General features: G+C 60.1%; 27 protein-coding genes. 7 read left to right on the top strand and 20 right to left on the bottom strand.

From position 1 onward, the window contains the following. Positions 1-30: 30 nt before the first annotated feature. From AC0KVN_RS25025 to AC0KVN_RS24985, 9 genes are all read right to left on the bottom strand, one after another. On the bottom strand, positions 31-372 hold the full coding sequence (locus AC0KVN_RS25025) for a DUF6488 family protein (protein ID WP_483656463.1): 342 nt from the start codon (positions 370-372) through the stop codon (positions 31-33). Between the two features lie 30 nt (positions 373-402). After that, positions 403-993, bottom strand: a complete 591-nt coding sequence (locus tag AC0KVN_RS25020) for a hypothetical protein (RefSeq protein WP_004210823.1) — start codon at positions 991-993, stop codon at positions 403-405. Beyond that, on the bottom strand, positions 990-1,703 hold the full coding sequence (locus tag AC0KVN_RS25015) for a HupE/UreJ family protein (RefSeq protein WP_004210822.1): 714 nt from the start codon (positions 1,701-1,703) through the stop codon (positions 990-992). The genes AC0KVN_RS25020 and AC0KVN_RS25015 overlap by 4 nt, the downstream gene beginning before the upstream one ends. 482 nt (positions 1,704-2,185) lie before the next feature. After that, complete coding sequence (locus tag AC0KVN_RS25010; RefSeq protein ID WP_004210821.1) at positions 2,186-2,662, bottom strand: hypothetical protein; 477 nt, start codon at positions 2,660-2,662, stop codon at positions 2,186-2,188. Between the two features lie 83 nt (positions 2,663-2,745). Continuing rightward, entirely contained in the window at positions 2,746-5,982 is a 3,237-nt protein-coding gene (locus tag AC0KVN_RS25005; RefSeq protein WP_004210819.1) for an efflux RND transporter permease subunit, read from the bottom strand. Continuing rightward, entirely contained in the window at positions 5,979-7,133 is a 1,155-nt protein-coding gene (locus AC0KVN_RS25000; RefSeq protein WP_004210818.1) for an efflux RND transporter periplasmic adaptor subunit, read from the bottom strand. Before AC0KVN_RS25000 ends, AC0KVN_RS25005 begins: the two co-directional genes overlap by 4 nt. Continuing rightward, a complete protein-coding gene (locus AC0KVN_RS24995) occupies positions 7,130-8,398 on the bottom strand; it encodes a TolC family protein (RefSeq protein ID WP_009821107.1) in 1,269 nt (422 codons plus the stop codon). The genes AC0KVN_RS25000 and AC0KVN_RS24995 overlap by 4 nt, the downstream gene beginning before the upstream one ends. A gap of 55 nt (positions 8,399-8,453) precedes the next feature. Beyond that, positions 8,454-8,786, bottom strand: a complete 333-nt coding sequence (locus AC0KVN_RS24990) for a hypothetical protein (RefSeq protein ID WP_037491068.1) — start codon at positions 8,784-8,786, stop codon at positions 8,454-8,456. A gap of 116 nt (positions 8,787-8,902) precedes the next feature. After that, the gene (locus AC0KVN_RS24985; protein ID WP_004210815.1) at positions 8,903-10,240 is read right to left on the bottom strand and encodes an MFS transporter; all 1,338 of its coding nucleotides are present in this window, start codon (positions 10,238-10,240) and stop codon (positions 8,903-8,905) included. Positions 10,241-10,345: 105 nt separating this feature from the next. Between AC0KVN_RS24985 and AC0KVN_RS24980 the strand changes: the two genes are divergently transcribed. From AC0KVN_RS24980 to AC0KVN_RS24960, 5 genes are all read left to right on the top strand, one after another. Beyond that, on the top strand, positions 10,346-10,615 hold the full coding sequence (locus tag AC0KVN_RS24980) for a metal-sensing transcriptional repressor (protein ID WP_004210814.1): 270 nt from the start codon (positions 10,346-10,348) through the stop codon (positions 10,613-10,615). Positions 10,616-11,362: 747 nt separating this feature from the next. Beyond that, the gene (locus AC0KVN_RS24975; RefSeq protein ID WP_004210813.1) at positions 11,363-12,412 is read left to right on the top strand and encodes an ATP-grasp domain-containing protein; all 1,050 of its coding nucleotides are present in this window, start codon (positions 11,363-11,365) and stop codon (positions 12,410-12,412) included. Beyond that, positions 12,399-13,466, top strand: coding sequence for an acyltransferase family protein (locus tag AC0KVN_RS24970; RefSeq protein ID WP_483656462.1), 1,068 nt, complete (start codon positions 12,399-12,401; stop codon positions 13,464-13,466). The genes AC0KVN_RS24975 and AC0KVN_RS24970 overlap by 14 nt, the downstream gene beginning before the upstream one ends. Before the next feature lie 59 nt (positions 13,467-13,525). After that, entirely contained in the window at positions 13,526-14,059 is a 534-nt protein-coding gene (locus AC0KVN_RS24965) for a GNAT family N-acetyltransferase (RefSeq protein WP_004210811.1), read from the top strand. Between the two features lie 61 nt (positions 14,060-14,120). Further along, positions 14,121-14,456 carry a hypothetical protein gene (locus AC0KVN_RS24960; protein WP_004210810.1) on the top strand — a complete coding sequence of 112 codons (336 nt, stop codon included), beginning with the start codon at positions 14,121-14,123 and terminating at the stop codon, positions 14,454-14,456. Between the two features lie 50 nt (positions 14,457-14,506). On the opposite strand, the gene AC0KVN_RS24955 is transcribed toward AC0KVN_RS24960, so the two are convergent. Further along, on the bottom strand, positions 14,507-14,704 hold the full coding sequence (locus AC0KVN_RS24955; protein ID WP_037480019.1) for a DUF1289 domain-containing protein: 198 nt from the start codon (positions 14,702-14,704) through the stop codon (positions 14,507-14,509). Positions 14,705-14,808: 104 nt separating this feature from the next. Between AC0KVN_RS24955 and AC0KVN_RS24950 the strand changes: the two genes are divergently transcribed. Both AC0KVN_RS24950 and dmeF read left to right on the top strand, forming a co-directional pair. After that, positions 14,809-15,084: a metal/formaldehyde-sensitive transcriptional repressor gene (locus tag AC0KVN_RS24950; protein ID WP_004210808.1), complete on the top strand. Its 276-nt coding sequence runs from the start codon at positions 14,809-14,811 to the stop codon at positions 15,082-15,084. Positions 15,085-15,134: 50 nt separating this feature from the next. Beyond that, the gene (gene dmeF / locus AC0KVN_RS24945) at positions 15,135-16,031 is read left to right on the top strand and encodes a CDF family Co(II)/Ni(II) efflux transporter DmeF (protein WP_051156962.1); all 897 of its coding nucleotides are present in this window, start codon (positions 15,135-15,137) and stop codon (positions 16,029-16,031) included. A gap of 102 nt (positions 16,032-16,133) precedes the next feature. On the opposite strand, the gene AC0KVN_RS24940 is transcribed toward dmeF, so the two are convergent. The 10 genes from AC0KVN_RS24940 to AC0KVN_RS24895 form a co-directional block, all read right to left on the bottom strand. After that, the gene (locus tag AC0KVN_RS24940) at positions 16,134-17,591 is read right to left on the bottom strand and encodes an argonaute/piwi family protein (protein WP_483656461.1); all 1,458 of its coding nucleotides are present in this window, start codon (positions 17,589-17,591) and stop codon (positions 16,134-16,136) included. Next, positions 17,581-18,912, bottom strand: coding sequence for a DUF4365 domain-containing protein (locus AC0KVN_RS24935; protein WP_483656460.1), 1,332 nt, complete (start codon positions 18,910-18,912; stop codon positions 17,581-17,583). The genes AC0KVN_RS24940 and AC0KVN_RS24935 overlap by 11 nt, the downstream gene beginning before the upstream one ends. Before the next feature lie 211 nt (positions 18,913-19,123). Continuing rightward, a complete protein-coding gene (locus tag AC0KVN_RS24930; protein ID WP_037510777.1) occupies positions 19,124-19,747 on the bottom strand; it encodes a carbonic anhydrase in 624 nt (207 codons plus the stop codon). A gap of 145 nt (positions 19,748-19,892) precedes the next feature. Further along, a complete protein-coding gene (locus tag AC0KVN_RS24925; protein ID WP_037510716.1) occupies positions 19,893-20,768 on the bottom strand; it encodes a bestrophin family protein in 876 nt (291 codons plus the stop codon). A gap of 52 nt (positions 20,769-20,820) precedes the next feature. Further along, the gene (locus AC0KVN_RS24920) at positions 20,821-21,285 is read right to left on the bottom strand and encodes a hypothetical protein (protein ID WP_037510718.1); all 465 of its coding nucleotides are present in this window, start codon (positions 21,283-21,285) and stop codon (positions 20,821-20,823) included. A 30-nt stretch (positions 21,286-21,315) separates the two neighbouring features. Then, positions 21,316-23,802: a heavy metal translocating P-type ATPase gene (locus AC0KVN_RS24915; RefSeq protein WP_182115411.1), complete on the bottom strand. Its 2,487-nt coding sequence runs from the start codon at positions 23,800-23,802 to the stop codon at positions 21,316-21,318. Positions 23,803-23,851: 49 nt separating this feature from the next. Continuing rightward, complete coding sequence (locus AC0KVN_RS24910) at positions 23,852-24,199, bottom strand: hypothetical protein (RefSeq protein WP_037510780.1); 348 nt, start codon at positions 24,197-24,199, stop codon at positions 23,852-23,854. A 164-nt stretch (positions 24,200-24,363) separates the two neighbouring features. Continuing rightward, positions 24,364-24,606: a TFIIB-type zinc ribbon-containing protein gene (locus AC0KVN_RS24905; RefSeq protein WP_048938609.1), complete on the bottom strand. Its 243-nt coding sequence runs from the start codon at positions 24,604-24,606 to the stop codon at positions 24,364-24,366. Between the two features lie 61 nt (positions 24,607-24,667). Further along, positions 24,668-25,291: a cation efflux transmembrane domain-containing protein gene (locus AC0KVN_RS24900; RefSeq protein ID WP_048938608.1), complete on the bottom strand. Its 624-nt coding sequence runs from the start codon at positions 25,289-25,291 to the stop codon at positions 24,668-24,670. After that, the gene (locus AC0KVN_RS24895; protein ID WP_048938607.1) at positions 25,284-25,778 is read right to left on the bottom strand and encodes an SRPBCC family protein; all 495 of its coding nucleotides are present in this window, start codon (positions 25,776-25,778) and stop codon (positions 25,284-25,286) included. Before AC0KVN_RS24895 ends, AC0KVN_RS24900 begins: the two co-directional genes overlap by 8 nt. Positions 25,779-25,803: the final 25 nt, after the last annotated feature.

The raw sequence follows: 25,803 nt of genomic DNA, 5'->3' as shown, positions 1-25,803 counted from the left end.
CACCTCCGTCCGGATATGGCGGCGATGAGCTTAATGCACTAACAAACCAATCGGTCCACTCGGTGGGGGCAAATCAAAGGTGCCGTCCGGCTTCAACGCGACGTACAGCAGCTTGCGAGCTTCCGGTTCAGCTTCGTTGCGGAAGATCACCACATCCTGACGGGCGCCCTGAACGGTCCGCGACTTCGTTTCCACGAACTTCGCCTTTGACCAGCTCGCCGGCAATGTGCCCTTGGTGATGAGCTTGATGACATTGTCCTTCGCCACCTGCTGAACAGGACGATCCTGCTCTTCTTCATCATGATTGCCATGCGCCATCACCGGGGACACGGGAGCGAGAACAACGGCAGCTGCGATAATGAATTTACGCATCAGATTTTCCTTCTCTTATTATGAGTTGGGTCAGGGCTTGGCTGCGAAGGCGGAAAAGCCACCGGTCGCAGATGCAGTGATGGTGACAGGCTCGCTGGTCTTGTTCTTCCAGTACCAGCCATGCGTACCGTCGAAGGGGGCTGTGAAAGATCCGCTTTCACCGGCCGACGTGCCCTTCTCGTAGCTGGTGTATTCACCTTCAGGCGCGTTGAATTCCTCGCCATGCAATTCGTAGCGGATCTTCGCGCCATCGGTTTTCCAAGCGTAGCGCATCGCGCTGCCGGCGGTCATTACTGCCTTGATCTCGCGCCCTTCGTTGGGCTTGAGCGTAATGACGACCTGGACCGGTTCACCCGGGGCAGCCACGGCCGGCTTGGACGCCGTTGGCGTAGCCGGTGCGGACGACGCCACTGGCGCAGCATCATGTTCAGCCTGCTTCATCTCGCCCATCGGGGTGAGGCCGAGGGCGCCACCGACGCCGGTCGGATCGACGCCATATTCCGCTGGCAGCACGGCCGTCACCAGGATGGCCGCAGCGGCACCGAAAGCGATGAGTGTAGCCCGATTCAGTTGGCTAAGGGTGGGCAGTTCGCCCGGCATGGGCGAGTGGGGACGGGTCATGAAGGATCTCCCAGGAACAAGCCGGCGAGCTGATAGCCGGTGAGAACGAAGCCGGCGGTCATCAGCACGACGTTCGCGGTGAAGGCATGTTTGGCGAAGCTGCGCGTGCGCCGCCAATATCCCATGATGATGAGGATGGCCGACAGAGCCAGGATTTGGCCCATCTCGACGCCGACGTTGAAAGCGATGAGATTGGTGATCAGACCATCAGACGATAGCGCGAAATCCTGCAGCTTCGTCGCCAGACCGAAGCCGTGGAAGAAGCCGAAGATCAGCACGGCCGCCTTTGTATTCGGCTGGAACCCAAACCAGCGCTGAAACGCCCCGAGATTGTCGAGCGCCTTGTAGACGACCGACAAGCCGATGATCGCATCGACGAGATAGGCGCTGACATTGGTGCCCAGCAGCACCCCTGCAATCAGGGTCGTGCTGTGGCCGATGGCGAACAGCGTGACGTAGGACGCGACCTCGCGCATCCGGTAGAGGAAGAAGATGACGCCGAACAGGAACAGCAAATGGTCATATCCGGTGACCATGTGCTTGGCGCCGAGATAGAGAAATGCCCCTATCTGAGGGCCGGTCGTTTCTTCGATATAGCCTTTGTCGCCTTCCGCAACGCCATGGGCCAAGGCCACATCGACGACGAAAAACGCCAAGGCTGTAAAGACCGCAGCATAACATGCCCACGGTCGAGCCAGTCTGAGTTTCATATAGATATCCGTATGGTCGCCAGCGCCTCGACGCCGGCAGATCAGCACCAAGTGCGAGACCAACGCCTCGCACTGCCATGCTTCAGGATATCGATGGCGGCTCGAGTAGCGGAGCCATGGTGAATGGCGCCATAAAAGGCTGGCGATGCGCGCCGCTATGGATAGCCTTCCCAGTTGGGACAGGTTTCAGCCCATGGTCATCTGGCACGCGATCACCGACTAGATGAACGTGACCGCCTCCTGTAGCGCTGCCCGGCTCCTCATGGTTTTCTGAAAAATGTTGATGCTCTGTAGTAGCCTCAACGGATGATCGGTCGCTTTTGTGGAAATGCTGTGACACGGTCAGCAACGAGCCGTGTGAGATCATCATAGCGATTACGAGCAGGACAGAGAGGAATGGATAAGTTCGCATTCGCCACTCCTTCCTTCTCTCATTCATCCAAACGGCCGTTCAACGGGCGCCAAACCGCACACACGATAGATTATCGCGAATGATTCTCAACAAAATTGCGAGCGTCAGATGACCTATTCTCGTCACGAACCAAGTCGTCGGCTGGTTCTACAGGGCTAAGGCCCAAGGGCTTGCCCGAGGTGCAGGTGCGCTCCGGCCGGTTTACTTCGCTGATGCGCAGGACGCGATTGGTGATCGTGGCAGTGATGCCTTCCCCGACATAGGTCAGCCCCTGAGCCGGAGCAGTCAGGCGGATCGGCTGCGGTTGCGCGGGTCCACTCAGGATCATCACCAGCCCCTCATCGCGGTACGCCGCGTGGAGAAGGGAGCCATCATTGCACTGAAATTCATGATGCGCTTCGCGATCACTGAGCAGCGCCTGGTCGTCGGGACTGAGTTGGCCATTGCCATCGCCAGATGAACATGACCCGGCCGCCAGCGCCGCCATCATCACGATAGCCAGCTGGCCTGACCGGACAGAAAATCGAGAACGTTCGTCAAGGAACATGGCACTTTCCAATCCTCGAGGGTCTGGCGTTGAGCAAATCATAGGTGAAGCAGGCGGCAGCTCCGCCGCCGCCTGCCTTTCGATTACGCAGTTGCCGGTTCGGAATTACCCGACGACTCTTGCGCCTGTTTCTTTTTGAGGCGCCCCATGAATGCCGTGATCGCCGGCAACACGAGTAACGTCAGCGCCGTCGACGTGATGAGGCCACCAATGACCACCGTGGCAAGCGGTCGCTGCACTTCGGCTCCCGTCCCCGTAGCGAGGGCCATCGGCACGAAGCCGAGACTTGCCACGAGCGCAGTCATCAGCACCGGCCGCACGCGCTCCATCGCACCGCCGATGATCGCCTGATCCTCCTCTGCCCCATCCTCTCGATATTTGCGGATGGCACTCATCATGACGAGGCCATTCAGAACAGCGACACCGGAGAGGGCAATGAAGCCCACCGCAGCCGTGATGGAGAACGGAATCCCGCGCAGCAGCAGAGCGAAAACACCGCCCGCGAGAGCCATGGGCACCGCACTAAACACGATCGCTGCTGGGATAGCGCCGCCTAATGCCATGTAGAGAAGTGCGAAGATCGCGGCGAAGCAGATCGGCACCACGATCAGCAGGCGCAGACGCGCCGACTGAAGGCTTTCGAACGTGCCGCCCCAATCGGTGTACATGCCAGCAGGCAGTTGGAGTTCGCCCACCTTCTGCTGCGCCTCTGTGACGAAGCCGCCCAGATCCCGGCCACGCACGTTGATCTGCACGATCACCATACGCTTGCCATTCTCGCGGCTGATCTGGTTCAACCCCGATGTGAAGCTGAACCGTGCCACCTCGCGGAGCGGGATGGACCTTGCCACCTGACCTTCTGGGGTAGGCAACATCACCGGGATGGACCCCAGCGTTTCCAGATCGTCGCGCTGCGCATCAGGCAGACGGACCACGACCGAGAAGCGACGGTCACCTTCGAACAGCAGCCCGGCTTCCCGGCCCCCAAGAGCAGCCGCAACGGTATTGGCAACCTCTTCGACCGAAAGGCCGTAACGTGCGACCGCCAATCGATCGATCTTCACGTCAAACGTCGGCGCGCCGGACGTCTGCTCGGCACTGACATCGCCAGCACCGGGGATCTTCCGAACCACCGCAGCAATGCGCTGCGCCTGCTGGCTCATCTGATCGAGGTCATCGCCATAAAGCTTGATGGCCACGTCAGCCCGAACGCCGGCGATAAGCTCGTTGAAGCGCATCTGGATCGGCTGCTGGATTTCCGTCCGGTTGCCAATCAGGGGCTTCATCCTCGCTTCGATGCGCTTGAGGATATCGTCCTTGCTCTTCACATCCGACGGCCACTCACTTTCGGGCTTGGGGATGACATAGGTGTCCGAAGCGTTTGGCGGCATCGGGTCGGTACCCAGATCCGCGTTGCCGTTCTTCGAGAAGACGAGCGCCACTTCCGGCAGCGTCTTGAGAGTATTCTCGATCCGCAGTTGCATCTCGGTCGACTGGTCGATCGAAGCCGATGGCACGCGGAAGTTGGTGACCGTTATGTCCTTCTCGTCAAGCTGGGGCATGAATTCCTCGCCCAGCAGGCCGAAGCACAGGACGGCTGCCAGGAACATGCCACCGCCGGCCGCAATGAACGGCAAGGGACGCGCCACGGCTTTCTTCAGGAGCGGCTCGTACTTTTCCTTGAACCAACGGATCGGCTTCACTTCCGTCTCGCTCACTTTCCCCTTGATCACGATGGCGATCATCGCAGGGATAAAGGTAATCGAGAGGATGAAGGCCGAGGCCAGAGCAATCATGAGCGTAACCGCCATCGGTGAGAAGGTCTTGCCCTCGACACCCTGGAAGGTCAGCAGCGGCACGAACACGAGGAAGATGATGAGCTGCCCGTAAACGGTCGGTCGAACCATCTCGACCGCAGCCTCCGTCGTCTCGCCCAGCCGCTCCGACAACGTCAGCAGACGCCCTTCATGTTCCTGCCGTTCGGCAAGCCGTCGCAGCGCATTTTCCACGATGATCACGGCGCCGTCGACAATCAGACCGAAGTCGAGCGCGCCAAGACTCATGAGGTTGCCGGATTCCCCGATGGCGTTCATACCGCTGGCGGTCATCAACATGGTCACCGGAATGACCGCCGCCGTGATCAGCGCCGCGCGGATATTGCCGAGCAGCAGGAAAAGCACCACGATGACGAGAAGCGCGCCTTCGGTCAGGTTCTTCTCGACCGTCGAAATGGTCGCATTCACCAGCTTCGAGCGGTTATAGACCGGCTCGGCAAAGACGTCTGGCGGCAGACCCTTGTTGATCTGCGTGAGCTTCTCTGCCGCGCTCATCGCCACGATGCGGCTATTGTCGCCCACCAGCATCAGGACGGTCGAGATCACCGCTTCGGATCCCATGCGGCTGCCGGAACCGGTGCGGACCGCGCCACCGATGACCACTTCACCGACATCACGCACGCGGACCGGCACGCCAGCACGGGTCGCAACGACCGCCTCCTCGATTTCCTCAATCGACTTCAGGCGCGCATCGGCGCGAACCAGGAAACTCTCCCCGGCTCGCTTGATGTAGTTGGAGCCTGCCGACAGGTTCGCCCGCTGGAGAGCATCAGCCAGTTCCGTCACCGACAGGCCATAGGTGGCCAGCGCGTTGAGATTGGGCTGCACCAGATACTGCTTCACGAAGCCGCCGTTGGAATCGACGCCGGCTACGCCTTTGACATTGCGCATTTGCGGACGGATGATCCAGTCCTGCACGGTGCGCAGATAGGCCGCCTTCGCCAGTTCGGTGGTCAGTCGCTCGCCTTCAGGCGTGAGGTAGCTGCCGTCCGACTGCCAGCCCGGCTGACCATTGACGATCTTGACGTTCTTCCCATCGGGATGACGAAATGCCACCGAGTAGAAGAAGATTTCGCCAAGGCCGGTGCTGAGCGGCGCCAGATTGGGCTGCACCCCGGCAGGCAGGCTGTCCTTGGCCTGCGCCAGCCGCTCCGTCACCTGCTGGCGAGCAAAGAAGATGTCCGTGCTGTCCGTGAAGATCGCCGTCACCTGGCTGAACCCGTTGCGCGTGAGCGACCGGGTCATGGTGAGACCTGGAATGCCGGCAAGGGCCGTCTCGACCGGATAAGTCACCTGCTTTTCCATGTCGACCGGGCCGAGCGTGGGATTGAAGGTGTTGACCTGCACCTGACGGTTGGTGATGTCCGGGACGGCGTCGATCGGCAGCTTGGTGATCTGCCAGCCGCCAAATCCGACAATGGCGAGTGTCAGGAACAACACCGCCCATCTCATCCTGACGGATAGACTGAGGATACGCGCAATCATTCTGCCGACTCCTTCTCAAGCTCAGCCTTGAGGAGGAAGGCGTTGGTCGTCGCGATCTGCTGCCCCGCCTTCAGGCCAGCCGCAATCGCAACCATGCCGCCACTGCGACTGGCGACCTGAACGGTCTGTGCCTTGAAGCCCTTGGGCGTGCGAACAAAAACCACTGTCCGTTCGCCGACTGTCTGGACCGCATCCTGTGGCACCGTGACACCGCTCGCACCCTGACCACCGCTGGCGAAGATACGTGCCTGCACAAGCTGTCCTGGAGCGATCACGCTGCCACCGCCGCTCGGAGTGATGACGACCGTGGCTTGCCGGGTCTGCGCGTCGACAACACCGGTCGCCGAGCGCACACGCCCTTCCACCTTCTGGCCGTCGGACGTCGTGAGTTCCACCCGATCGCCAGCCTTTACCCGGCCAGCGTCAGCCACAGGAACCGCAGCCTCAATCTGGATGCTGCGCGGATCTGCGACCCGAAATAGTTCAGTCTCCGCCTGGACGAACGAACCCAGACTTGCCGTTGCCGATGTAATCCGGCCAGAGACCGAACTGACGACAGATACGGACCGGCCATCGCCAGCAACTCTTGCTGCACGCGCAGCCGCGTCCGCCTGGCGCGCTTCGGCCCGGGCTACCGCCAGATTGGCTTCGGCCGTTTCATAGTCCGCCCGCGCCGATACACCTTGCGCCAGCAGGCTCTTCTCGCGGGCCAATTGCCGCGCAGCCAGCGTCGCGCGCGCCGCCGCAGTCCCACGATCGGCCGCGATTGCCGAGGCATCACGACTTTCCACCAGCGCGATCGCCTCACCGGCCTGAACCGTATCACCGATACGCTTGAAGATGCGCGTCACCGTGCCTGGCGCTCGCGCGGTTAGAACAGCCTCGGCATCAGGCGTAGCTTCGACCGTGGCGCTCGCCATGACGATCCCCGAGAGACTGGAGCCGGAGACGGCTTCGACCGAGATTGCCGAGGTCTTGATGCCGTCCGCAGTAATTTCCACGGTATCGGCAGGCTGGGCCTCTGCTTCCACAGCGCTTTCCTCAGCCACCGGTGCGCTGGGCGCTGTCATGCGGGCCACGCCGAAGCCGGCTAGTGCCGCCAGAATGAGGCCGACCGCAGCGCCGGCATAGAGTTTGTTGTCGGACTTCATTGGACGGGTTCTCCGGTAATGGTGCGGCCCTCAAGCCGTGCAAGGCTGGCGCGGGCATCGAACTGGGCAGCGCGGGCATCGAGCACCACGCCGCGAGCAGCTCCCAGGCCATGGCGTGCAGCTAGCAATTCGATCAGCGGGGACTTCCCCGCTTCATAGGCGATACGTGCAAGCCGATAGCTTTCTTCAGCCGTGGATAGCGTTCTATCCGCAGCCGCTGCTCTGGCGTCTGCCGCTTCGTTGAGGGCAAGCGAAGCCTGGATTGCAGCCTCGGCCTCCAACCGGGTTGCCGCCTCCCGTGCCTGCGCGCCGCGCAGTTCAGCCTGCGCGGCATCGATGTTGCCGCGATTCCTGTCGAAGAGCGGGAATGGCACGCTCACAGCTGCCAGTAGAGCATTCGCGTTATCGACCTCAAGCCGTCTAACGCCGACGGACACCGTCACGTCAGGAATGGCCTGCCGCTTGGCGGATGTTACGCGCCGCGCGGCAGCTTCTGCGTCAGCTTTCGCTGCCAGATAAGGAGCCGTCTGCGTCGGGTCGATCGGCCCCTGCCCCTTCATCGGCGCCAGCCGGTCCAACATGGGTTCGGCAAGAGTCGAGTAAGACACCGACTGACCACTGAGCGCAGTCAGGCGGGAATAGGCGCCAACCCGCTCTGCTTTGGCCGTATCGACGACAGCCCTCAGCGAATTCACTTCGGTTTCAGCCTGAAGGCCACGAAGCCGAGCTTCCTTGCCCGCTTCAACCAGAGCGCGGGCGGCCTTAAGATCCGCTTCTGCTTCTTCCAGTTCATCTTCAGCCAGCCCGATCCTGCGATCGGCGACTTCAGCGCCAGCATAGGCACGCGCCAGTTCATATGCATAGGACAGCCGCCCGTCACGCGTACGCGCCTGAGCAGCGACCACGCCTGCTTCGCCTGCCGCAATGCGAGCGGAGCGCTTTCCGAACAGCTCAAGCGGCTGGTTTACCTGGAGCGTGTTTTCCGCACGACCGAAGCGGTTGTAAGGGCGTTGCCCGCCCACATTCTCCGTCATGACGCTCACGGTCGGATTGGGATAGGCGCGTGCCTGCCGTGCCAATCCTTCGGCTCGATCTACTTCGGCTTCGAGCTCCAATTGACGTGGCGCTTCGCTGGTTTGCCGAAAAAGCTCGGCAAATGGTGGCGCGACTTGCGCGCTTGCAGCCGTGCCACCCGCCATAAGGCAGGTCGCAACGACCGCGCCGGATACCGCAATACGCGGCAGCCGGCCTCGAAAGGCTTGCATTGTGTAATTCCCTCGTAGGTCTGATCAAAAGATGCGCGCAAATGCGCGCCAAGGATCAGGCCTCGGGTGGTCTCAAGAGAGAAGCTGGCCCCGTGGAACCCAACGCGGCAGCGTGGAACAGCTCCCAACGCCCAGCGACCGGCGCAACATCTGCAACTATGACGGGCTGCGACGGGAGATCTGTCGACTGATGCGCGGCATGTGCAGCAATGTGCATCATGTCTGCCAGGTCAGGCTGGTCTTTCGACTCATGCCGGTCATGGTGATGGTCGTGATCGGCGACGCTGGACGCGACCTGCTGGGCCGCATGCGCCTGAGGCAGGGTGTCATGCCAAGTTGTCAGCAGGGTCACACCCAACAAAGCGAGCAGGCCGCACAGCGTCGACACGCGCCGACGCCATATAAGCGCCGTGCTGTTACGCCGGGATGAGTGCAATGCTCGCATGGCGCGCACGCTATCTTCGTCACATGCACTCGGCAAGCCGGATCGACCGAAAGAACGAGTCATGATCTTGGCCAATGCTGATGAAGATCGTCGATCACATAGGCGTGGCCAGCGCTTTGGCCATGTTTGTCCCGAAGGTGGGGATGGTCTGCATCAAGATCGACGTGATCATGTGGAAGTTCGTCAGGATCCGCGCTCGGCCACAGCAAATAAGCAGCGATCACACCAAAATGCGCGATGATCGACATGGCAATGAACGTCATTACCTGATTTTCTCTCGCGCCAAGCTGGCCAGCAAGCGGATAGCAGATCAACCAGCTTCCGTGGCTCAGGGCAAACTGCGCCGCAAAGAGTGCAGGCCGATCTTCCGCATTGGCCGACCGTTTCAATAGCCGTCCCGACGGGGTGACGCTCATCGAATAGGCCATACCCAGGACGAACCAACCCGCGAGCAGTATGGACCAATAGTTGGAAGAACTGCCGAACCAGTGCGTGAGGGCACCCATGATCGCAAGCCCCCAAGCCAGCACTGCTGCGGCAGTGATCATGATCGAGCGGTCGGATATGCGGTCGAGAATACGGGGCAACCCCAGCGCAGCGAGGATAGAGCCTCCACCAAAGGCTGCTAGTGTGAAGGCAACGTCCCGCTGGCCAAGGCCAAGCTGGTCCCGGACAATGACGACAGTGTTGACGATCACCATCGAACTCGCCGCCGCCGACGCAAAGGTCAAGGCGAGAAGGCCGCGCAGCCGTGGCGTCTTGAGGTAAATCCGCATACCCCTGGTGGTCTTGGCATAAATGCCGGTGCGCACTTCCTTACGGTTAAGCGCTCGAGGCAAGGTGGTCGACAGGACCAGAATGGCCGAACCGACGAAACCGACCGCCGTGCCCGAGAATAACCAGTGGAAGTTGATGACAGTCAGCAAGGCAGCCGCGAGCATCGGGCTCGTCAGGCTTTCCATATCATAAGCCAGCCGCGACAGGGCGAGCGCCTTGGTATAGTCGCGCTCTTCCGGCAGAACATCGGGAATGGTCGCCTGAAAAGTGGGCGTGAACGCTGCCGAAGCAGACTGAAGCACGAAGATCAGGACGTAGATCTGCCAGATCTCGCTGACGAACGGCAGGCAGATCGCGACGGCGGCGCGCAGCACATCCATCGTGACGAGAAAGGCGCGACGCGGCAGCCTGTCGGCAAAGGCGCCTACGACGGGAGCCACACCAATATAGGCGATCATCTTGATGGCCAGCGCGGTCCCCAGCACTGCGCCTGCCGATCCGCCGGCAATGTCATAGGCGAGCAGCCCCAGCGCGACCGTAGCCAGCCCGGTTCCGACCAAAGCCACCACCTGCGCCAGGAACAGGTGACGGTATGTCCGATTGCTCAACACCGAAAGCATTGCATGACCTCATCACGAATCATCCTCCCCGGGGGGATATGAATGAGGCTTGCAGTATCCCCCCGGGGAGGATACTGCAAGCCTCATTCCTGGAGTAGATTCTGCATGGCTGATCATCAGCACGAGACGCACCCTGCGATCATAAAGCGATTGAACCGCGCTGGCGGCCACCTGCGCAGCATCGTAACAATGATCGAAGAAGGACGCTCCTGCGTCGAGATCGCTCAGCAGTTGCAAGCAGTCGAGAGTGCGATCGTCAACGCCAAGAAGACCCTGATCAACGACCATATCGATCATTGCCTCAGCCATAGCCAGGATAGCGGCGGCGTCTCCAAGGCTGTTGAAGAATTCCGGGCAATCTCACGATATCTGTAACGCCATTTCTGTTATAGGCCTCCGAGCGCAACCCGAACTGAGCATGTGAGCCAAGGCGACATGACACAGCTGATCCGCTGCATAATGCTGACAGTTCTGGCAATCCTCGCTCAAGGAGCGGCTGGAGCCGCCCTGCCGCACGCGCCGCTTCAGGGACATCATTACGAATATACCCATACCGATCCAGTAGGTAAGGCGCACACTGAGCCGGCGGATCTGGTTGATGGGCAGACGGACGAACTTCCTGACGGTTCTCACCGTCACACCGGTCATCACACGCACGGATCAGCAGACGACGTCAGGATAGCTGGTGTAGGCGACCGGCACCGCCGTATTCTCAAGCGTCAGTTCCGTCGGTCTGATGACCTACAGCTGACGATCGTACCCTCCCCTCCGCTGCTAGAGCCGCCCTCCGCCTGATGCCGCAGCGCCCTTTTCGCAGGGCGCCCGACCTTCCGATTGGTCTGACCTGCCAGTCTGGCAGCGGCTGTGATGCTTTACGTACGCCGCTGCCTTCGGCACGTTCGAAAGGCATCTTCTGTGGCAACACCGCATTCTGGCGGGCGTCCTTTGCGTCCGCACCCACCTGCTATCGTGCTCGGGCTCGATAGCGCGATCAATCTCAGCATCATCCGTGAACTCGGCCAAAAGGGCGTGCCGGTCATCGGCGTCGGTACGGCCGCAACCTCAATGGCTGCAGCCTCACGACATTGCTCGCAAGCCATCATCCGTCCGGCCGGGCCAATCATGTCCTGGATGCCCGACATCGTCCGTCGCACGGGCGCGATGGCACTATTCGCTGTGTCCGAAGCCGATTTGCTGCAACTGGCGTCAGGACCGAAGTACATTGGCAAGTGCGAGGTTCTGACGCCCCGCTTGGAGCAATTGCAGCGGGCGCTCAGCAAGAGCGACACACTGAGCGAAGCCAGAAAGCTCGGGTTCGACGTGCCGCAGACATGGCAACCTCGAGCCGGCGAAGATTTCGCCGCGCGGATCGCTGAGCAGAGCTTCCCCGCCATCGCCAAATGGGACAACCCGAATGACATCCTCCCCCTTCTCGAAGAGGCTGGCCTCAAATGGGAGAAGGCAGAGTTCGTCAGCAATGCCGGCCAACTCGACCGCTTGCTTGATCGCTTCCAAACAATAGGCCGCTGGCCCCTGATCCAGTCCTATTGCGATGGCGTGGGGCTTGGCCAAATGCTCTACATGAGGCGTGATCGCGCGACCCTGCGCTTTCAGCATGTGCGCCTTCATGAATGGCCGCCGGAAGGCGGGGTGTCGACGCTCTGCTACAACGAGCCACTCCATCAGCATCAAGCCCAGATGAAATTGTCGGAGCGCCTGCTTCAGGAATTGGAGTGGGAGGGCCCCGCCATGGTCGAGTATCGCTATGACGCGGCACGGAAGCGCTATTGGCTCATGGAAGTAAACGGCCGGTATTGGGGCAGCCTCCCGCTCACTCGCCATTGTGACACGCTCTTCGCCTGGGAAGCCTATCGACGTTCGGTCCTGGGCCAGGTCGTTGACGCGCCGGTGGGCCGGCAAGACATAATTCAGGCACGCTATATGATTCCGGAAACCAAGCGGCTCATGCGCCTGCTCATCAGGCGCTCTCGCGTTGATGAGCGCGTCGCTGAATATAGCCGCCTGCAGGAGCTGCGATCCTACCTCGCGGACTTCGTGCGCCCAAACATGCGCTACTACGTCTTTGACAAGGACGATACCGGCCCATTCTATCAAGATGTCCGCAACATGGTTGGGAAGATTTTCAAGGGGGGCGGCCATGACCCTCGTTGAACAGAAGGTCGATGTGCGTTCTGATCGGCTTAAACAACAACCGGTCAGCGGCCCGTTCAGGAACAGGCTGAAGGAACTCGACGTCCTGCGCGGGATCGCAGCGATCAGCGTGATGCTGTTCCACTACACCTCGATCTATCCCGACTTCTTTCCCGAGCACCGCAACATCGGCGTGAGATTCGATGCCGGAGGCTATGGCGTCTTCCTGTTCTTCGGCATCTCCGGTTTCGTGATCAGTCGGACGCTGGAAAACACCGCGGGCATCGCCGACTTCACCATCAAGCGTGTTGCCCGGCTCTTCCCAGCCTATTGGGCGGCGGTGCTGATCACGACGCTGGTCGTGCAATGGAGCGGGACCGAACGTCTACAGGCGGAATTCGAAACGGTCCTGATCAACCTCACCATGTTGCAAGGCTTCTTCTTCGTCCCGTCTGTCGATGGCGTGTACTGGACGTTGACTGTCGAACTTGCCTTCTACATCTGCGCCGCCCTCGCATGGACGGCGCGCAGGCGGGTGCGCATCGAGTACCTGCTTGCTGGTTGGATGGCAGTTGGCGCGATCGCCTCCGTCTCCGAGATAGCGCCGTATCGGGTACAGATGCTCCTGGTGAACCAATACAGCCCGTTCTTCGCCATTGGTGTGCTCACCTACAGAGCGTGGTCAGCACAACGGCGCTATCTCGACCAACTTCCCTATTTCGCGATGGCGCTGGCGATACTGGGCTTCAATGGCGGCGCCGCCTTCCTGATCGCCGGGGTCGGAATTCAGGTGATGCTTTGGCTGGCCATCAACGGCCGCCTGTCCGCGATCACTCATCCTATTCTGCTGTATCTCGGCGCTCTCAGCTACCCGCTGTATCTCATCCACCATCACGCCGGCTTCGTGCTGCTCCGGGCAATCGACCGCGCACAGATAGGCCCCTTCGCGGGGGTCATCGTCACGTCGGCAACGATGCTTGGTCTGGCAGCCCTCCTGCACCACGGCATCGAGGCACCTGCGGAGCGGGCCATCCGAACATGGTGGCTTAGGCGCCTTAGCCCCCAGCCAGTCTGATCGAGCTTCCTCTTCGGTCGCCATCCGCGCGGCCATCTGCACATCATGAAAGACCCAATATGCTCTTTGGCAACACCGTGGCCCTCGGCCCCATTTTCCCTGTCGATCTCGAGCGCCTGTTCCGCTGGATGGACAATGCCGACGACGCTCGCCTGAATGAACCCTACCGACCGCTTAACTGGCAGCATCAGGAAGCATTCTGGCTAAATGCCGATCAGGACGCCTCACGCGTCTTCTTCGCTATTCGCGTGCAGGACGCTCCACATATTGTGGGATTCATCCAGATCCATAAAATCCACGCCATCCATCGATCGGCCCTGATCGGCATCCGCATCGGTGAGGTCGAAGACCGCGGCAAGGGCTTGGCAGCAGACGCAATGGCAATCGCCATTGAATATTGCTGGCGCGATCTCAACCTGAGCAGGCTCGAGCTGACCGTCTTCGCGCATAACGAGCCCGCACGGCGGCTGTACCATCGGCTGGGTTTTGTCGAAGAGGGCATCTCACGCAACGCGCTCTTCATGGGCGGGAACTGGATCGATGTGGTGAACATGGCGCTGATGCGACCAGATCGCGTCGCCCCTGAGGGTTAGGCATTCATGCCCGGTTAGGGCGGATTTGTTAGGAACAGCAATCCCGCAAGAAATTGAGACCATGAAACCGACGATCTTACTGACCGCCTTGGCCCTATGCTTGTCCGCATGCGGTCCCGTCCATCCCAGATGGAAGAACGAAAGCTCCCATGACATCCGGGTGACCTATTTCAAAGGCACGGCGCACTACGGGGTGCTCATCAAGCAGGGTCGGGAAAATGTGCCGGTCGCACCTTTCGACTTCCAATCGGTTGAACGGATCGAAATCGAAGATAGTGGCCAGATACAGCGGCTAACCAAAGCCGCTGTATCGCAGATGCACACCGAGTGCGGCCATGGCTATTCCTGCCGCATTCGATACGGAGACGATCACCAGTTGAAGGTCGCGCCTGGCTAACAGCTTCCGCTTGCCACCCATCGCACTGACGACATCAGCTGAAAAGCTGGTCAGTCGTCGGTGCGATCATTCGTCAGGCCCTTTGCGCGCAGTTTGGACAGGCGCTGCGGTAAATCCGCAGCAACCTTGCGCGCCTCGCCCGGGCGCAGATTACGCCAACGGCGCACTTCCTCACGAGAACGGCCGCAACCACGGCACCAGCCGGATGAGGCGTCGAAACCACAAAGGTCAATGCAAGGCGAGCGCACAGATCATTCCATCGAATTTAATTGAATACCCTACCCCCCTACCCTATACGGCATCGTCCTACCAGCAGCAATTTGCTGCATGACATCGAGGCTGCCGAGGGAAAATGGCTCACATCAATGAAAACCGAGACGCGCTACTCGGGCGAATCAAGCGCATCGCGGGCCAGGTTGGCGCAGTAGAGCGTGCGCTTGGCGGCAATGCGAATTGCACCGAAGTCCTCCATCTGGTCGCAGCCGTCCGCGGCGCCGTGAATGGGCTTCTCGATGAGATCATCGTCGAACATCTGGAGGCCCATGTCGCACGCGACGGCCTGTCTCCCGAAGAACGCCAGCAAGGCGCAGAGGACCTCGTCACGATCATCCGGAGGTACAGCAAGTGAGCACCAAGACCGCCGTGCTGGCCGACACCGGCCACCTGGCGCACGAACATATGTTCCTGGCCGCCAGCCATGACGACAATGCCCGCCGGACACTCTGGGTCGTGGCGCTCACCGCCCTCATGATGGTGGCAGAGATCGTCGCTGGTTACACTACAGGATCGATGGCCCTACTGGCTGACGGCTTCCATATGGCCACCCATGCCGGGGCGCTTGGTGTTGCGGCCGGTGCCTATGCCTATGCGAAACGACATGCTCATAACGGCGACTTCAGCTTCGGCACCGGGAAGGTCGGCGATCTCGCTGGGTTCGCATCGGCCCTCGTCCTGGGTATCATAGCCCTCGCTATCGGCGTCGAGTCCGTCATGCGACTGTTCGAACCCATCAACGTCGCCTTCGCGGAAGCCACATGGATCGCAATCCTCGGGCTGCTCGTGAACATAGCCTCGGCCTTTTTGCTCTCCGGCGGCCACGGTCACGACCATGGGCATCACCATGGTCACGGACATCACCATGGTCACAGCCATGGTGGCGACAACAATCTGCGTTCCGCCTATATGCACGTGCTCGCCGATGCGCTGACATCGGTGCTAGCGATCGCAGCACTTCTGTCCGGCCGCTATTTGGGCTGGGTATGGATGGATCCAGTCATGGGCATCGTCGGTGCCATCGTCATTGCGCGCTGGTCATGGTCGCTCATGCGCGACACAGCCGCCATTCTCCTAGATCGCACCGATCGCCACGTAGCCGATGAAGTCCGCGAGTTGGTCGAGACGACTGGCGATGCGCGGATCACCGACCTGCACGTGTGGAAGGTCGGCCCTGAAGCTCACTCGGCGATTGTCGGCGTCGCTGCCCAACCGGGCGTGGATGCGGCGGAAATCCGACGGCGCCTGGTGCCCGTTCATGAGCTCCAGCACCTTACCGTCGAAGTCGCGACCGTGGCATAACCGACAGGAATATCGTGATTTATCCCACATTTTCTGGATTCGCGAAAATGTGGGATAAATTCCCACAGACCCATAATCGGTGCCTATCATCTGAACGCCAAATCAGATGTACCGTCGATAGTCAGCGCTAACCGACTGCCCCTCCTCCAGATACTTCAGCACCTCGCCGACCTTACGAGCAGCGCGAATGGGGACCGGTAGACGCTGATTCATCTGGGTTGAATTCCAGTTGATCTTGGTCAGCGAAAAGACCTCATCAGCAATCTGTGCCACTGTGCTGTCGCTGCTAGGATGAGGACATAGGAGCAGCGGCCGCGGCACATACAGGCCTGGATATGTGCCGTAATACGGGATGCTGCCGTTCGTGTAGAGTAACCCTTTGCCGTCCAGCTCGACGAACGTACCTCGCAGAACCGGATAATCGCCATCTCTTAGGATTTTGGCGTCATACGACTCTTGGACCCAGACAAGATCGCGAAACTCGGTTTCTGCTTCGTCGAGCGCGCGAAGGATGCCATCGGCCTCTTCAGCCCGAAAGCGCGATGTTTTCAGAATGATCACCCGCGCTGGCGGATGCTTGTGATGGTCGCGATAGGCTTTGAGCGCGCCCTTCACCAGATCATAGGCGTCGCTTTCGGTCATGTAAGGATGCCGGCCTCGCGTCTCCGTCTGTGCCCGCTTGCCCTTCAAAATGAACCCACGGCCACGTTCGTCGAACATCTGAGCCGCACTGGTCCAAAGCTGTTGGCCGCTGACATCCCGGTAAAAGCTGACCCCGATGTAACAGGCGCGAAACTCGCCTTCCTTCGGCAAACGACGCCACGGGATACGCCCCGTTCCCTTGTAGTAGAGGGTGGTTAGCAGGTTCCAGGTCCGCCCGGCCTGATCCTGGATCTTCCGATCGCTGCTGACCTTCACCTTCCGAGGGATCTTGGCCTTCTCGTCAATGACGTCTTCCCAGATGATCTGGATCGGGAAGTTGAGCGGCATCGCCTTGGCCTTGAGCAGGCCCCGGAAATTAGGAGCATCAGAGCCGCCCGCATCTTCTTGCTCTGTGGTCCCATCGGCATCCGTTTTGGCGTTCCAGACCCGCTCAATGAGGGCAACCGGAAGCGCAACTAATGCGACATCAGGTCGATTTCCGCTGTCATCGATCGCCTGGAGACTATCCATGATGGCATCAACTGCCATCTCAACGGCTTTGCCGTGATGAGGCTCTTTCAGGATGCGATCGATCTGCGCTCTAGTCAGCGTGCTGCAAGCGTCATCGTCAATTTCAAAGCCACAGCGGAAAGGGTTGTTGTTATGAAGGCCCGGAAAATGGGGATTCATGTTTGGATGGCTTTCCGCCTTCGACGCAAAGCCGCTAGCCGCCGCCACCAAGAACTGCTTAGAGCCCTCGACGGTCTTGGCATCGCCTACGACACCTACGCGAATTTTATCGCCCAACGGAGCCTGTAAAGGACCAGCGTCGGTTAGGCCGAGGCGAGGATCCTGATGGCTATGCTGGTCGCCGAACTCGAGCAGCGGCTCGTCGAATATCCGACATTCAAACTTCATCGAACAATGACCCCGACGTCTCACCATCATCTTGCTCTGCGGCCGGCTGCCGTCCCCAGACATCATCCGGTACGGTCGTTGGCAGTTCGATCTCCGGGGGTGGATCAAAGCGCAACACCACTGCTGGCCCGACAGGCTCGGCGAACAGATCGGTGCCACCTTCCTCATTCTTTGTGAGGAAACGATGCCACATGATCACCTGCCCCCGTATCGCCGCATTATTTTCCAAACGCTTCTTCCCCGACAGCAACGCGTCGGGGAATGGATGGCGATAGTAGCCGTTTGTCGTGAAGTGGTAGGTCGGGCTGACCATCAAGAACCACTGATCCATCATGCACTCGAATTTGGGTGCAAAGGCGTGATGCCGCACGAAGCCGACCTTGTCTTTCACCTTGGTGCTCATGATGACGTTCACCACGTCGGCCTTCGTCTTCACCTTGGCGGACTGATAATGGAACGTGCGAGGCTGGCTGTCTTCAAGCGCCCTGACATAAAACACCCGACCATCTTTGTCCCATGCCAGGTCGTCCTGCATCTGGTGCTGGAGCGTCTGACGCAACAGGAACGCGAAGTTGTTCTGCTCGTCGATGTCCTCATGATATCCGATCATGCGGGTCTCGACGGCTTCCACCTGGTCCAGATCGACTATGGCGCCAGTCACCGCTTCGCGGGGATCATGGAACGACCAAAACGTCCCATCCTTGATCACCCAGTCGTACCGCACCGTTTCACCCGTGTCGTACATCTCTTTGATCGCGCTTTTGCGATCGAAAGGGGTGCTCGCGACGAATATCTCGGCCGGCAGTTTGATCGGCAGCAGGTTGACCAATGCGGTTTCACCACCGCCCAACGGCGGCACATAGTAGCCAAAACCGTTGATAGGGACCGTCAGGGCCGCAAGCCTATCAAGAGATGACTTGTCGAGAACGTCCCGAGCCTTATCGAAAGTGAGGCGGCGCTGCTCAACGCCTGGTTGCGACTGAACCTGAGCCCAATAATGGCTATCGTCGCTTTCGCGATACATCACCACGATGACCGGCAAATTGGACGTCTTCCAATATTGAAGGTCTTTCACGTCGAGGAGATACGTAAACCCAGTTTCCGTCTCGGACGTGTATTTACCAGCCCTGGTCGACTTAATCTGGACGGCGATCATCCGCGCTGTCGGCTCACCCTCAATCATGACCTCAGCTAGCCCGTCGATACCGGCTTCCAGTCGACTGCGATGGTCAAACTGAAAGCCCATGGACAGGAACCGCTTGCGAACGGCCGCTTCTCCCAGCTCGCCAATGAGCTGATTATCGGTGATCTTCTTCCCCATGAGCCAATGATAGAACATCTTGGCAACGACGCTACAGTGATTTTCGGCTGCGACGTCCCTTTTCTTGCCGAAAACTGTGGATATCGATCATGTTACGATATGCCACTGGAGAAATCGTATCAAAGCTTACCTACACTTCCAATATCCATGCCATCTTAACGGACATGATCGGTTCAATTTCCGATCACGTCCGTCAGGGATGCTTGCCGCCTTATAGCCAGCGCACCCGGCCCGTTGACAGCTCGTACACAGCGCCCACGACCTTCAACTCTCCACGATCTTGCGGCTCTATCAGCATCGGCTCCGAAAACTTCTGCAGACGTTCGACCATGCGCCGGACGTTTTCCTCGACCGCGGTATCGACCAGCTTGTCTTCGCCAACGTTGCGCTGAGCCGCCAAAACGGCCGGCACGATCGGCTCGATCATACGAGCGATGCTGCCCGGAAACCGTGTGTCCTTCGTCACGACGTCGGCGGCTGCCGCAACGGCACCGCACTTTTCATGCCCCAGCACGACGATGAGCGGCACCTTCAGCACGGCCACCGAATATTCGATTGACCCCATGCCGGCGGTGTCCACGTTGTTACCGGCAGTCCGGACAATGAACAGTTCGCCGAGGCCGGCGCCGAACAGCTGTTCTGGGCCAACGCGAGAGTCCGAACAGCCCACCAGCGTCGCAAACGGCTGCTGACCTTCTGCCAGCGCCAAGCGCCGCTCGCGTGACAAGTCGGCCGGCACCGGCGCATCGGCCACGAAAGCTTCGTTGCCATCGACCAGGCGCTGCAGGGCCTCGTCCGGTGTCGGTTGCGTGTTGATTACGCTTGCTGTTGCCACTTCATACTCCTTCAAATGAATGGGGGCGCAAGGCAGATAGGAACCGTCTGTCGCCGGCGCCCAACTCGATCGTAACGATTGATTTCCGCCCCTTTACGGCCTGTTGGAGGGTGTAACGGCTACGTCCGGCCTTTGATCCCCTACCCTACCACTGCGTTCCCGCCACAGGAGGAAGCGGCCCCGGGCTCTTCCGCCCCAAAGACTCCAAAAGGTCGATTTCGATCGTCCGACACATCGTTGATAGCGGCACGTCATGGACGGTGTTGGCAAACGGGTCCGTCAGATCCTGCCCGATCCGCAACGCAGCCAGGAAGATCATCCCGATCAGGGTCGATCCTATCGGTGTGTAGAGATCCAGCGTCTCTACCAACGAGATCGGTAACAGCACGCAGAACAGCCGCGTGAAGAAGTTCGGCATAAACTCGAAGCCGCTGGGCAGCGGCGTGTTCTTGATCCGCTCCATGCCACCCTGGGCATTGGCGATGTCGATCATCACTCGTTCGAACAGGGACTGCTGGATGGTGTCGATCTTTCCATCAGCCCGCGCTCCAGACACGATGCGAGACATGTCCTCGAGCAGCGCGTTGGGGCGGTTCGTACGCTCGGCAGCGACTTCGGCCGCCTCCTTGCCCGCCAGCCGCTCAATATCCTCTGTCGGATCCTGCCCCCGCAGCCGGCACCGCATCGCGTGCGCGAAAGAGATCTGCCGCAGCACAATGGCCTCCGCTTCCGGGCCAGCTGGCAATACATTGCGGCACAACCGGGCAATGCTGCGCGATGCATTGATCAAGGCGCCCCATAAGGTGCGCGCCTCCCACCAGCGGGCGTAAGCGGCGTTCGTCCTGAAGCCGAGAAACAAAGCTATGGCCGTGCCGAACAGTGCGACTGGCAGCGCGGGCTCCTTGATTGGCATGAACCGGTGGAAGATGGTGACTGCCACATCCCAAGCAAACAGGATGGTCAGTGGCTTCCAGATTTCGAGGATTATCTGCTGCAGGCGGGGACGCGCTCCGACGATCATCGCGGTGCTCCATTGTCTATGATGTGAGAGGTGTAGCGCCCAATTCTTAAAATCAGGGGGCCACCAAGGATTCAGGCTGACGAGCGCCTGTTCGGTTCAGGATGTCGAAATTGCCCTCGGCAAAGAAGCCTACATGCACCGGCCCGGGCGATAGGTTGTTCCAAGACCATTCGTACAAGCTGCCATGCTGGGGGCGTAACTCCCCCCGCTGAGCGCCTGAAGCAATCGTATCGGCAAGAATGGAGCCCTGGTGCCCATCTTCCAGGCGAAGGCGATAGCGGACCTTCGCCCCGAGACTGTCGCTCACGAACCGTACGGTCCCCTCGCCCGCCACATAGACTGCTACCCGCTGCGTTTCGCCCGGCCGGATCGTGAAGTTCATACGCTTCGCGGCGGGAGGATCATTGGGCGGTGCGTGCAGTACGCCGGACACCACCCACACTCCCACGACAGCGAGCGCGACGCATATCAATATGCCTGTCCCGACGAAGATGGCGTCGAATCGTCCGATCCTCACGTCGCGTCTCGATGGTGGCCCGCGCCCTGCTCAGGCACGGACCGGATCCCGATATGCCAGAAGCCGCAGCGCGTTGATGACCACCAACAGAGTCGATCCTTCATGAAGGGCGACAGCCGGTCCGATGCCAAGACCCAGGATGGTCGCCGGTACGAGGAAGGCGACGACACCCAGGCTGACGAACACATTCTGCCTGATAACCCAGCGCGTGCTCCGGCTGAGGCCCACCGCAAACGGCAGGTGCGACAGATTGTCGGCCATGAGCGCCACATCGGCTGTCTCCAAAGCAACATCTGAGCCGGCTGCGCCCATGGCGATACCCACGGTTGCGGTCGCCATAGCTGGTGCATCGTTCACGCCGTCGCCGACCATGGCGACCTTGGTCTCGGCTCGCAGCTTCTTGATGGCCTCGACCTTGTCTTCAGGCATGAGATCGCCCCAGGCTTCATCGATCCCGACCTGCTTGCCTATGGCATCAGCCACACGCTGGTGATCGCCCGAGATCATGACCATCCGCTTGATGCCGATCTCGCGCAGGCGTTCCAGCGCCGCGCGGGCTGCTTCGCGCGGCGTATCCAGAAGACCGATAGCCCCCATATCCCGCGAGCCGCTGCGCACGACCATGCTGGTCTGTCCTGCCTCCCGGAGCGTCTTGATCGCAGCATCCATCTCGGTGGACAGCGGGGCGATGCCATCGCTGCCGAACATCTCGGCCTTGCCAATGAGAACTTCGTCCTCACCGACAAGAGCCGAGATGCCGCGACCCGTGAGGCTTTTCAGATTTTCAGCCTCCGGAACTGGATGATCGCCAATATGCTCGCGCCCATCTCGCGCAATTGCCTGGGCCAAGGGATGGTCGCTGAGGCTTTCTACAGCCACCGCCAGCGCCATCAGCTCGTCCCTGGTGACGCCAGGCGCCGGGATGATCTGCTGGATGCGCGGCTCACCCATCGTCAGCGTGCCGGTCTTGTCGAACGCGATAGCGTCGAGCGAACCCAGCAATTCGAGCGGGGCACCGCCCTTCACCAGGACGCCGCCACGCGCTGCACGGGCAACACCCGACAGCACGGCGCTCGGCGTCGCGATGGCCAGCGCGCAGGGGCTGGCGGCCACAAGGACGGCCATCGCCCTATAGAAACTGTCGCGGAAAGGCTCGTCGACGACGACCCATGCGAACAGCAACAGGAACGCCAATACAAGCACCGCAGGCACGAAGAAGCGCTCGAAACGATCGGTGAACCGCTGTGTCGGCGATTTCTGCGTTTCCGCTTCGCTGACCATCTTCACGACCTTGGCGAGCGTGCTTTCGCTCGACAGCCGCGTGACCTCGATCTCGATCAAACCGCTGCCATTGATTGTGCCGGCGAAGACCCGGCTTGCTGCCGCGACACGGTCGGGATTGGTTCGGGCCGCCTCAGGGCTTTCTACAGGCTCCTTATCGACGGGGATGCTTTCGCCGGTAACCGGCGCCTGATTGACGGCAGAGTTCCCCTTGATGACGAAGCCATCGGCCGCGATGCGTTCGTCCGGCTTGATGATGACGACATCACCGAGGACCAGTTCCTCGACCGGCACGACACTGGAGCCACCATCCATGCGCCGAACAGTGGCCGTCCGCGGCGCCAGTTCGGCCAGCGCTTCGATTGCACGCTTGGCGCGGCCCATGGCGTAGTGCTCTAGCGCATGCCCCAGACTGAAGAGGAACAGCAGCAAAGCACCTTCGGCCCATGCCCCAAGAGCGGCCGCACCTGCTGCTGCCACAAGCATCAACGTGTCGATCTCGAAGCGCTTCTGGCGCAGATTTTCGATAGCCTCACGCACGGTGTAGAAACCGCCGAAGACATAAGCAGCGATGAAGAGAGCGAACGGAACCCAGGCGGGTGCCTGCAGGAACGTCTCGATGAGGTAACCCACGCCCAGCGCGCCGCCGCAGGCCAAAGCGAAAATCAGCTCGGTGTTGGGTCCAAGCAATCCGCCGTGCCCATGATCATGGTCGTGCTTCTCGCCAGCCGGGTGATCGTGATCCTTGTCATGGTCATGTGCCGACGGCTTCTTGTCCGGAGCGGTGAGAGCCCTCGGGCTTACACCTGCATCGCGAAGCGCCGTAAGAATTCCATCTTCCGAAGTGAGCATACGATCGAACTCGACCCGCACTGTCCCAGGAAGAATGGCTTCGGCTTCGAGCACGCCTGACAGCGCGCGAAGCGTTTCGCCAATGGACCTGGCCCGCCTCTGGTGGCCGATGCCGTCGACCTCCCACACCACATGGCCGATGCGCTCTGCGATCTGCGTCCCCGCCGCCTTCGCCAGCTCCCGGATACGCGGAAGTGAGATCGCGTCCGGATCATAGTGGATGCACAACTGCGGCAGTGTACCGGCTGGCTCCTTCGTTACATGCACTTCAGAGACGCCGGGACGGCTTTCGATCAAGGATATCAGGCGCGAAACGCAGCCATCAGCCGTGTCGATGACTTCGGGGAGCAGCAGGGGGACATCGAGGCGGAGTTTTTCAATCATGACCATCATCCTGGTTGGGGCACGCTATCTTCGGTAAAAGCAGTTACCATCAGGGTGGATGCAGGCGTCCCTGCTTGCTGATCGTCCGAGTTCTCCTGCAGATCAGCGGTTTCTGATCCGCGCGTACCAGCTTCAACGTGTCTACGCCGGTCAGGCTGACGTTCAGCTTGTTGCCGACATAGGTCAGGCCCGTGTCGGGCGCGGTGAGCCGGATAGGCTTCTGATCCGGTAGGATGGCCAGATCGAGTGTCAGTCCGTCGACCAGGAAATCCCCATCGAGCTGGGTGCCATCCTCGCAGACATAGAGATGCTCGCCTACTAACGCTGGCGTTGAGTTACGATCATGGCGACTTTCATCACCGCCGCTATTCTGCTGGCATCCCATCAGGCTGAGCATCAGGGCTCCTCCAGTCAGGGAGAGACGGCTCAAACGATATTGTTTCAGGCGCATATTGTTTCCCGGATCCGGAGGATAAACTGTCGCCATGGACGGCGAGGGAAGCCGCCCATGGCGGGGGCCGTTCTCACACACAGGGGTAGGTGCGGCGGCCAAGCTGGTCATCAGTCGAACAGTTCCCGCAGGAAGCCCTTGCGACGACCATGATGGCCGCCCCGAGATCCGTGGCTATCGCCACGATCGCTTCCATGCTTTGAGCCGAACACACCCAGCGTGCCTTCACGCCGTTCGGCCGGCTGAGTTTCGCTGATGCTGCGTTCGATGATCTTGTCGAGTTCACCACGGTCGAGCCAAACCCCGCGGCACTGGGGACAATAATCGATCTCGATACCCTGCCTTTCGCTCATGAGGAGGTCGACTTTGCAGACCGGACAGGGAAGTCCATTCGAAGAAGTACGGTTCGTCATGTCAGACTTCCTTGGTTTCTGGGCGACCTTTGGCCTCCCGAATTTCGCTACGAGCGTCCTGAAGGATTTCGACCCCGCCCTTGATGGCGATCAGCGCAGTCGCGACGCCGACAAGGAGATCCGGCCAGTTTGTGCCGAGCCACCAGACCAGCACGCCTGCGATCAGTATCCCGCCATTCGAGATGAAGTCGTTGAAGCTGAAGGTGGTCGCAGCACGCATGTTGACGTCGGGCTGCTCAAGCCGTTGCAGAAGCCTCAGGCAAATGAAGTTTACGACGGCTGCCACTGCCGACATCGCCATCATCGCCGTGCCGATGGGCTCGCTGCCATAGACATATCGACGACCGACATCGATGAGGATGCCGACTGCAAAGACCAGCAGCATGGAGCCGGAGAACATTGCCGCCCTGCTCTTCCACAAGAGTCCCCGGCTCAAAGCTACAAGGCTCAGCGCATAGACGAGAGCATCCGACAGATTGTCGACGCCATTGGCGATGAGCGCGCTGGAGTCTCCAGTGAAGCCCACGACAAAGAAGGCAACAGATATGAGGACATTCAAGATCAGCACGATCCAGAGCGTTTTGCGCTCCATCCTCTGATCACCGGCAGGTTTGGTCTCAACCATCGCTCTTCCCCCTGCCCTTGATCACGCTGAGCGAGCGCCGCTTGTGGCGATTGGCTGGAGAGACTGCGCGGACCGTGCGCTTCACCGCCGCCATGAAACTCGCGTCCTGCGTTCTCATTTGACGGCGAAGGCCTGTAGCTAGCGGGCGTGCCAACAATCCAAGGATGCCCTTGCATTCGAAGCTGTGCCGGACATGCAGACCGGTCTCATCCTCATAAATTTCATACCCCTCTTCGATGCTGAAAAGCGGCAATGTGGCTGCTCTCCAGCGGATGATATCGGGCTTATCATTGGCTACAATTCTGGCTTCCAGCGATGCCTGCTTGCCCATCAGCGTCCAAGTCATGTCGATCTTGTTCCCAAGTTCGACGACCCCCGCGCCAAAGCGATAGTGGGGATGCCATGCTTCATAGCGGTTGAGGTCGGCCAACAGAGTCCACGCCCGCAATCGCGAAATCTGAGGACTGAACATGGTTTCCTCTCTCATCGGTCTGATCCTTTCCTTCGATCAG

The organism is Sphingobium sp. SG1 (assembly GCF_057063145.1).
This window is presented reverse-complemented; position numbering and strand designations above follow the sequence as displayed.